This is a genomic window from Halomonas sp. NPDC076908 (assembly GCF_050269715.1).
Taxonomy (GTDB): domain Bacteria; phylum Pseudomonadota; class Gammaproteobacteria; order Pseudomonadales; family Halomonadaceae; genus Vreelandella.
Genome location: NZ_JBNNIW010000060.1, coordinates 1 through 9,573, shown reverse-complemented (window position 1 = coordinate 9,573; position 9,573 = coordinate 1). Strand labels below are relative to the sequence as shown.

Below are 9,573 nucleotides of genomic sequence, written 5' to 3'. Positions count from 1 at the left end.
AATCGAAGAGTTGCTGCAACAACCGCTGGTCTTCAGTCATCATCGTGACCAGCTCATCCGCAAGATTCTGATTCATGGGCTCCTTCCCAGTTAACAGGTATTAGACGGCGCGTCCTATGATTGGATGAACGCGCCAGCATGTTTACTTAGCAAATGTAGCCTACCTTTTCGTGCATAACCACATGATTTTAAAATAAATTAATATTAATTAGGCTGCATTTGCAGAATTCGCATGCTTGCGCGTTTTGCCAAGCTCAACAATACTGTATGTATATCCACTACCAGGAGACAGACACCAAATGGATATGCAAAGCAGGCCTCCGAAACTAATGGATCGTGTGAAAGCTGTTATGCGAGTAAAGCGCTACAGCCCACGTACTGAAAAAACATACTGTTACTGGATACGTTACTTCATTCGCTATCATGGGGTGCGACACCCAGCCAGTATGGGCTCTTCTGAAGTCCAAGCTTTTCTGGAGCACCTTGCCGTAGAGCGATATGTGGCTGCAGCTACACAAAACCAAGCGCTTAATGCTTTAGTATTTCTGTATCGCCATATCCTTGATATGCCATTGGGTGATATTGGTACCTTTTCACGAGCTAAACGCCCGCGTCGATTACCTGTCGTGCTTTCTCACGAAGAGGTTATGCGCGTATTAAATCAATTGTCTGGGCCTATGAATTTGATGGCAACCCTTATGTATGGCTCGGGACTGAGACTCATCGAAACGTGTCGTTTGCGCGTAAGAGATATTGATACCGAACGCCATATCATCACCGTCAGGGCAGGGAAAGGTGATAAAGACCGAACCACTTTACTACCCGCTGTCTGTCTTCCCGCGTTAGAGGCGCAAATTGAGTCGGCTGAACGGCAACTTGCCTATCGGCTAGCACGTGGTCGCGTACCAGTAACTTTACCTCATGCTCTGGACCGTAAGTACCCAAACGCAGGTATTTCCCTAGGTTGGCAATGGCTGTTTCCTGCCAGCCGCCCATGCTGTGATGATGCCGGGAACATCGTTCTTCACCATATTCATTCATCGGCTGTGCAAAAGGCCGTGAAGCAGGCGATGAAATCTGCATCATTGCCACGTCCAGGCTCTTGCCATACCTTACGGCACAGTTTCGCCACCCAATTACTAAGCCAAGGCACGGATATTCGCACAGTACAAGAATTGCTAGGCCACAAAAGTATCGAGACAACGCAAATTTATACGCATGTAATAGGTAAGGAATTTGCAGGTGTGCGCAGCCCTTTAGGCTAGTCAAAAGCAAAGCACGCTACCGCCCCGGTGCATCTGGGCTGCGTTAAAACGCTCCGCTTGTGACCGTGTTTGGCTAATTAATCATACTTTATTCACAAACCCACCTCAGGTCACGTGTTGAGGCGAGAAAGGGCGTTGTATTTAAGTTGAATAACTTACTTGGTTTTTGTTCGGGCATCGCTTCGCGATGCTTCCGCGGGTGCCTCATTTGCTCGTTCCTCGCAGATTCGTTACCACGCGCTACGAAATGTGGCTATGCATGTATTAGTGCCAACCAACGGCACTGCTGCCTCGCTCGTTACTAGGCGCTACGAAAAACACCTACCCCTAACTCTTAGCTTACTGCTGGCCTTCCTTTGCAAATCCGATTAGCCTGCTAATTCACTATTAAGGGTTTGGCATGCAAGAGACGACTTCTCGGCAGCGCTTGGCGGGCGTGCTGATTCTGCTTGGCTTGATCGCACAAATTATTGGCTTTACTGGCTGGTTGTGCACTGCCCATGCGGTGAGCTATTTGCTGTGGGCGGCTGTTTTGTTGTTGTGGCGGGATATTCCCAGGCGTTCACGCATTCAGGCGGGCGTGCTGATGGCGCTGGGTACGCTGATGCTACTGGTGGCGCGGTTTGTGTATGGCGCTGAAGTGGATTGGCCTGCGATGTTGCAGGGTAATGCCTTTGTGGCGGCGATGCTGGTGGGCGTTAGTTTTATCTCGCTGATTGGCAAGCAAGGCACTAAGGGTGCAACAGGCCAACGGGTGACTGGCGCGGGCGGCATTTTGCGTACCTGGCTGGGGGTACACTTTCTGGGCACGATTTTAAATCTCTCTACTGTGTTTATGGTGGGCGATAAGCTGGCCCGGCGTGGGCCGCTGACGACTCCGCAACTACTGGCGCTTAACCGGGGGCTTTCAAGTGCTGCGTTGTGGTCACCGTTTTTTGCTTCCATGGCGGTGGTGATCGCGTTGGTACCCGATGTGCAGTACGCGCAAATTGCCGTGGTGGGTTTTCCCATGGCAATGCTGTCGGGGCTGTTAACCACACTTGAACTAAGACGCCGATTTGATCTTACCGAAGTAGATGGTTTTTCGTTGTCGCCGCGCAGCCTACTGATGCCGGTGGGCATGGCGGCACTGGTGATGCTGTTTCACTTTTGGCTCACCCCTTCCCTTACTATCGTCAGCATTATTACCTTTCTGCTGCCTGGCGTGGCGGTGCTGAGCAATCTACGCGATGGACCACGTTTTACCCTACGGCGTATTCGCCAGCACACCACCACACGGCTACCCGCTATGCGTGGGGAGATTTCACTGTTTTTAGCGGCGGGGCTTTTAACGATTGGCCTTTCGACGCTGGTAAGCGCTGCGGCGGGTAGCGATTGGACCCTGTTCACGCGTTTCGGCACGCCTCAGGCGATGATCAGCTTTGCGGCGATTACCTTAAGCGCGCTGGTGGGCCTTCACCCAATTATTGGCGTTTCCGTACTGGCGTCGATACTGAACCTGCAGAGCGGCGAACAGACTTTGTTTGCCTTTGTGGCATTAAGTTCGTGGGCGGTGGGTACCAGCGTGGGGCCGCTTTCAGGGATCAACCTTTCGCTACAGGGGCGTTATGGGGTAAGCGGTTATCGCATGATGAAAAACAACCTGCTCTACGCGGCGGTGATGAGCCTGCTTTCGCTGGTCGCGATCGCAGGCGTCAGTTATATAGTGGGTTAACCGGCTCGCTTAGGTCTCGACGATTTTATTGGGGAAGCGGTAGAAGTAGCGATGACCGCACTGGTGGCAAGGCTCCAGCCGCGCCACGTTAGGCAGCATTACTTGGGCGTCGCAATGGGTACAGGCCATTAAACCGGGTGCTGCCATTTCACCTTCGCAGTAGTCGGCGCGGGCGGCTTCTAAGTCCTCTTCAAAGCGCTCGCGGTCTACCACGCTGCGGTCAGCAATGGAGAGCAACGACTCCGCCACGCGACGGGAAAGACCTTCAAGATCAATACCCAACCAGCTGGCGACTTGCTTGCCGGTGTCCGCCATGTAGTAGCGCATATCTTTAAGATCGCGCTCTACCCAGGCACGCAGCAGCGCTAGCTCGTCTTTGGTGTACTCTTCCAGCTCAGATTCAAACTCAACCGCGTCGTCCAAATCCTTCTGTAAGTTTTCCCAGGTTAGCTCGTTAGCGCCGCCCTGCAACCGCTCTAACAGTCGTTCGTAGCCTTCGCGTAGGCGATTGTCATTCTGTTGTTCACTCATGGTACCTCTCCTTTTGTCGACGCATGCAGTTCCTATCCTCGGCTTACCGTTCAAGGATACACCTGCATAGGATACAATCGACCTCACTTATCTGACAGTAGTCATCTAACATTCACTTTGCGCCCCTTTTGGGCGAATACGCCAAGGCATTAATAAACCGATGGACGCACAATACAACCCTCGTGATATCGAACGCGACGCCCAGCAGTACTGGGACAAACATCAGTGCTTCAAAGCCGTAGAGGACGCAAATCGCGAGAAGTTTTACTGCCTATCCATGTTCCCCTACCCTAGCGGCAAGCTACACATGGGCCATGTGCGTAACTATACTATCGGCGACGTTGTCTCTCGTTTCCAGCGCATGCAGGGTAAAAATGTCATGCAGCCCATGGGCTGGGATGCATTTGGCATGCCCGCTGAAAACGCCGCCATTCAGAATCAGGTGCCGCCCGCCGAGTGGACCTACCAGAACATCGATTACATGCGCAATCAGTTGAAGGCGCTGGGCTTTGCCTACGACTGGAGCCGTGAATTCGCCACCTGCGATACCAGCTACTACCGCTGGGAGCAGTGGTTCTTCACCAAGCTGGTCGAAAAAGGCTTGGTCTATAAGAAGATGTCCACGGTGAACTGGGACCCGGTTGATCAAACCGTACTTGCTAACGAACAGGTGATTGATGGCCGTGGCTGGCGTTCCGGCGCGTTGGTTGAGCGCAAAGAGATCCCGCTGTGGTTCTTGAAGATTACCGACTACGCCGACGAGCTGCTGGCCGATCTTGATAAAGTCGAGTGGCCTGAGCAGGTCAAAACCATGCAGCGTAACTGGATTGGGAAATCCCGTGGCGTTGAGCTGACCTTTGATATTAAGGCTGAAGACGGTAGCACCTATGATCCATTGGCGGTTTACACCACCCGCCCTGATACGCTGTTAGGTGTGACCTACGTGGCCGTTGCCGCAGGCCACCCGCTAGCCAAGCAAGCGGCGGAGCAGAACAGCGAGCTGGCGGCTTTCTGCGAAGAGTGTGCCAAAGGCGGTACCACTGAAGCCGAAATGGCCACCAAAGAGAAAAAAGGCATGGCCACCGGCCATCTGGCGGTTCACCCGCTGACCGGCGATGAAGTGCCTGTCTATGTGGCTAACTTCGTGCTGATGGAGTTTGGTACTGGCGCGGTGATGGCGGTTCCCGGCCACGACCAGCGCGACTGGGAGTTTGCCACCAAATACGGCATTGCTATTAAAGCGGTGATTGCCGATGAGAGCGGCCAGCCTGCCGATATTTCTGAAGCGGCATACGCCGAATACGGCACGGTGGTGAATTCCGGTGAGTTCGATGGCCTTGGTTTTGAGCAAGCCTTTGATGCCATTGCCGCCAAGCTTGCGGAACTTGGCCGTGGCGAAGTCAAAACCAACTACCGCTTGCGCGACTGGGGCGTTGCCCGCCAGCGCTATTGGGGCGCGCCGATTCCGGTCAAATATGGCCCGGAAGGCCAAACGGTACCGCTGACCGACGACGAGCTGCCAGTGTCGCTGCCCATGGAAGTCACCGTCGATGCGTCCGGTTCGCCGCTGAAAAAGATGCCTGCGTTCTCTGACCTGGGCGATGGTTGGACCCGCGAAACCGATACCTTCGACACCTTTATGGAGTCTTCCTGGTACTACGCGCGCTTCTGCTGTGCCGATAACACCGAGGCGATGCTGGATGAGCGAGCCAACTACTGGCTGCCGGTGGATCTCTATATCGGCGGTATCGAGCACGCCATTCTGCACCTGTTGTATGCCCGCTTCTTCCACAAGTTGATGCGTGATTTCGGTTTGGTCGATTCCGATGAGCCCTTCCAGCAGTTGCTGACCCAAGGCATGGTGATCGCAGAAACCTTCTATCGCCCTACCGATAACGGCGGCAAGCAGTGGTTTAACCCTGCGGATGTGGAGGTGAAGCGCGACGAGAAAGGCCGCCCGCTGAGCGCTATTTTGATGAGCGACGGCAAACCGGTAGAGATGGGCGGCATCGAGAAGATGTCCAAGTCAAAGAACAACGGCGTTGATCCGCAATCGATGATCGACAAGTTCGGTGCCGATACCGTGCGTCTGTTTATGATGTTTGCGGCACCGCCGGAGCAGTCGTTGGAGTGGTCGGACTCTGGCGTTGAGGGTGCCCACCGCTTCCTGAAGCGGCTGTGGCGTCAGGTGAATGAACACTTGGCAGCTGGCACTCCCGGTGCGCTGGATATCAGCGCCCTCAATGACGACCAGAAAGCGCTGCGCCGTAAAACCCACGAGACGATCAAGAAAGCCAGCGACGACATTGGCCGCCGGACGACGTTCAATACTGCTATTGCTGCGGTAATGGAGCTCTCCAACGCGATTAGCAAGTTTGAAGACACCTCGGAGCTTGGTTTGGCGGTGACACGTGAAGCCCTGGAAGCTGGTGTGCTACTGCTGGCGCCAATTACGCCGCACCTCTGCCATAGCCTGTGGGAAGCACTTGGCCACTCGGGCCCTGCTATTGAAGCGAGCTGGCCGGTAGTAGATGAGTCGGCCCTCACCCGGGACAGCATTGAGCTAGTAGTGCAAGTCAACGGTAAGCTGCGCGCGCGGCTTGAAGTAGCCGCAAATACTGATAAAGCGTCTATCGAGAAACTCGCCATGGAGCATGAAAATGTTCAACGCTTCCTTGAGGGTAATACCGTGCGTAAAGTGATCGTGGTACCCGGCAAACTAGTCAATATTGTGGTGAGCGGATGAACCGTCGCACTTTCCTTAGCGCAAGCATCGCCGCCTCCATGGCGGTGCTGCTGAGCGCATGTGGCTTTAGGCTACGGGGCAGTGAATCGCTGCCCACCCTGCCAACGCTCTCTTTAGAAGGCAATACCACTAGCACGGTTGCGCGGCAGGTGGCCTCTAGACTTCAGCAGCTTGGCACTCAAATTGAGGCTGGTGCGCCGTGGCGTGTCACCCTGGGTACGCCGTCGTTCATTGAGCGCCGATTAGGCGGCGATGGTCGTGCCAGCCGCGAGCATGAGCTAACCCTTAGTACCTCACTGTCGGTTCAAGAACGAGAATCGAATGCTTACCACATCAACAATGCCACGCTCTCGACCAGCACACGGATTCGAGTCAGCGATGACGACTTGCTCAACCGCGAAACTTTGATGTTAGAAGCCGAGCAGGCGCTTGCGCGTCAGCTGTCTCAACGCATCATCGAACGTCTTGCCAATGTTGAGGGCATGCAGTGAAAGTATTTGCTGATCAGCTACCCGCTGCGTTGGCAAAAAAGCTTCCTCGCGTGGTGATTGTGGCGGGCGACGAGCCCTTACAACACCGCGATGCCTGCGATGCGGTGAGGGCTGCCGCTCGTCAGGCAGGCGTTGAAGAGCGTGAAGTACTGGACGTTGAGCCCAACTTTGCCTGGGGTCGGCTAATCGAAATGTCCAGCAACCTCTCGCTGTTCGCGTCCAGTAAGCTACTTGAGCTACGCCTAGGTAATCACAAGCTGGGGCAGGAAGGCAGCAAGGCACTGGCACAACACGCTGAAACCATTGAAAACAGCGACGATGTGTTGCTGATCAGCATGGGTAAGCTAGATGCCAAGCAGCAAAAAACCGCCTGGTTTAAAACGCTGGATAAGCACGGCCTGTTCGTACCGGTGTGGCCGGTGGATGCCTCGCGTCTAGGCTATTGGCTACGTGACCGCGCATCGGTTCATGGCGTACAGATTGATCTAGACGCCGCCCGCTTACTGGGTGAGCGCACCGAAGGTAATCTCCTCGCGGCGGATCAGGAACTGCAAAAACTGGCATTGATTCACCCTCAGGGCACACGTCTGAACGTTGAAAGCATCGCCCAGGGCGTGGAAGACAGCACACGCTTTGATGTTTTTAACCTGGCGGATGCCTGTTTGAAAGGTGAACCCAGCCGCGCGTCTCGCATCGTCAATGGCCTGCGCAGTGAAGGGGTCGAGGCGCCGATTGTGCTGTGGGCGCTTAGCCGCGAGCTGCGCACACTGCTCTCGCTGCATCAGCATTTGGATCAAGGGCAAAGTTTTGAACACGCCTGCAAAGTCCAAAAGCCGATGATCTTTGATAAGCGCCGCCCCGCTTACCAGAAAGCCATTGGTCGGCTGCCAATGAAACGGCTGCATAAATTGCTTCTGATGGCCCAACGGCTCGATTTGGCGGTAAAAGGTGCCGCCCCAGTACCGCTATGGCCCGGCTTGCACGATTTAGCCATGACGATGGCCGGTGGCCGCGGGTTACTCTCTGAAACCGCCTGGACGTACCGCGTTAACCCCCATGGCTAATCAGCGCCGTTAGTGCAAAAAATGTGTACTTTGTACATGGGGCTTAAAAAACACACAGATTGTTTCTATACTGTTGATTCAAGCCAAAAAAAAAGCTTGTCCCCCACCCGACTAGTCTAAGGAAGAAGACGATGAAGACATTGCGTGCCTACCTCGCGACTCTGCTAATTGCAGTGCTGGTGTTTACCAGCTTACCCCTAGCAGCTGCGCCTACTGCTCCCCAATCAATGGACTTAGTCACTACCCAGGCTGTTTTAGCAGGTGATCGTGCTGGCGCTGACCGTGAACGTATCAACGAAATTCTGGCCCGTGCTGATGTACAAGATCAGTTGCTAAAACAGGGTGTTGATCTTGATGAAGTAGATGCTCGCGTTGCGGCACTGAGTGATGCAGAAGCACAACAAATGGCTGAGCAGTTGGAAATGTTGCCTGCCGGTGCTGGCGGCGGCGTTATCGGGGCACTGTTTGCTGTCTTTATCATTCTACTGATCACCGATATTCTCGGCCTGACTGACGTCTATCCGTTTACGCGTTAATAGGCAGCACATGAATAAGGTATTTTTAAAAAGTAAGACACTTTCTTACGCCCGCTTAGCGGGCGTTTTTATTCTACTGCTGTTACTCACGGCCTGTGCCCGCAATCCGGTATTACTGCAAAGTACTTACAGTGATCTACCTCCGCAGGTAGAACTGCAAAGCGTACCGTTTTATGCCCAAACGGAGTTTCAATGTGGGCCTGCAACGCTTGCGATGGTGCTTAATCATCAAGGCATAGAAGCGGATGTTGACCAACTCATCCCTCAGGTTTTTTTACCCGAACGTGACGGCAGTGTGCAGCCTGAAATGCTAGCCACTGTGCGGCGCTATGAACAGCTAGCCTTTCCTATACGCGGCACCATGGACACGCTATTGGGCCATTTAGCAGCGGGAGACCCCGTGGTAGTGATGCAGAATTTATCCCTGCCCATCTACCCCATGTGGCACTACGCGGTGGCTATCGGTTACGACATACCTAATGAAACACTGATTATGCGTAGCGGAGAAATTGAGCGCCATACCCTTTCATTTAGTCGCTTTGATGCAACCTGGGCACGCACTGAGCGGTGGGGTTTTGTAGTAGCAGATCCTGGCACTCTGCCCCAAGGTATTACGGCCAGAAACGCGTTGGAGGCTATCAGCGCCTACGAAGAAAGCCATGGGCCTGTTGCCGCCCTTTCAAGTTGGCAAGCGTTTAACGAACGCTACCCCGGCAATGCCCTGGGAAGATTTGCACTAGGCAACGCACTGTATGCGGACCAACAGCCAGAGAAAGCACGCGAAGCGTTTACGCAGGCAACGGACATCGACCCTATGATGGGCGCTGCATGGTTAAACTTAGGATTATTATCGCTTCAACAAGAGCGGTTTGATGCTGCGCGTAAGGCGCTGGAAAATGCTGCTTCGATTGAGGGGAGCTGGCAAGAGCAAGCACGCTTAGCGCTTGAATCAATAAATCGTTGATGTATTCAAAAATCCATAAAAAATGTTAAATAAAAAATACTAAACAAAATTATTACTAATAACGAGCATGACTATAATACTTAGAATAGTAAAGTTGAGGGATGGCAAACGTCCCTCCTGAGTGCTTAAGTTATATAAGGACGGAATCTATTAAGGCTCTCTCTTTGACCTGAATCCGTGAAGCCGGCGCCGACACTTTCCCTATCACCGCCAGCGAGCACTTTTTGATCCTTCGCCCCGTGCAAGTTGGCTTTCGCAAGCC

At 53.6% G+C, this 9,573-nt stretch carries 8 protein-coding genes; 7 read left to right on the top strand and 1 reads right to left on the bottom strand.

Annotated features, from left to right (window positions below):
* The first annotated feature begins 299 nt into the window (after nt 1–299).
* Both ACQKE4_RS19550 and ACQKE4_RS19545 read left to right on the top strand, forming a co-directional pair.
* Nucleotides 300–1,265: an integron integrase gene (locus ACQKE4_RS19550; RefSeq protein ID WP_427389909.1), complete on the top strand. Its 966-nt coding sequence runs from the start codon at nt 300–302 to the stop codon at nt 1,263–1,265.
* A 400-nt stretch (nt 1,266–1,665) separates the two neighbouring features.
* Complete coding sequence (locus ACQKE4_RS19545; protein WP_427389908.1) at nt 1,666–2,979, top strand: hypothetical protein; 1,314 nt, start codon at nt 1,666–1,668, stop codon at nt 2,977–2,979.
* 9 nt (nt 2,980–2,988) lie between these two features.
* Here ACQKE4_RS19545 and ACQKE4_RS19540 read toward each other — a convergent pair whose 3' ends face one another.
* On the bottom strand, nt 2,989–3,510 hold the full coding sequence (locus ACQKE4_RS19540; protein WP_427389907.1) for a zinc ribbon-containing protein: 522 nt from the start codon (nt 3,508–3,510) through the stop codon (nt 2,989–2,991).
* Nucleotides 3,511–3,670: 160 nt separating this feature from the next.
* Between ACQKE4_RS19540 and leuS the strand changes: the two genes are divergently transcribed.
* The 5 genes from leuS (at nt 3,671) to ACQKE4_RS19515 (ending at nt 9,311) form a co-directional block, all read left to right on the top strand.
* Nucleotides 3,671–6,256, top strand: coding sequence for a leucine--tRNA ligase (gene leuS, locus ACQKE4_RS19535; protein ID WP_427389906.1), 2,586 nt, complete (start codon nt 3,671–3,673; stop codon nt 6,254–6,256).
* Nucleotides 6,253–6,747, top strand: coding sequence for a hypothetical protein (locus ACQKE4_RS19530; RefSeq protein WP_427389905.1), 495 nt, complete (start codon nt 6,253–6,255; stop codon nt 6,745–6,747). The genes leuS and ACQKE4_RS19530 overlap by 4 nt, the downstream gene beginning before the upstream one ends.
* Nucleotides 6,744–7,811, top strand: a complete 1,068-nt coding sequence (gene holA, locus ACQKE4_RS19525; RefSeq protein ID WP_427389904.1) for a DNA polymerase III subunit delta — start codon at nt 6,744–6,746, stop codon at nt 7,809–7,811. Before ACQKE4_RS19530 ends, holA begins: the two co-directional genes overlap by 4 nt.
* Nucleotides 7,812–7,942: 131 nt before the next feature.
* Nucleotides 7,943–8,347 (top strand): PA2779 family protein, encoded by a 405-nt coding sequence (locus ACQKE4_RS19520; RefSeq protein ID WP_427389903.1) that lies wholly within the window; start codon nt 7,943–7,945, stop codon nt 8,345–8,347.
* Nucleotides 8,348–8,357: 10 nt separating this feature from the next.
* Nucleotides 8,358–9,311: a PA2778 family cysteine peptidase gene (locus tag ACQKE4_RS19515; RefSeq protein ID WP_427389902.1), complete on the top strand. Its 954-nt coding sequence runs from the start codon at nt 8,358–8,360 to the stop codon at nt 9,309–9,311.
* Nucleotides 9,312–9,573: the final 262 nt, after the last annotated feature.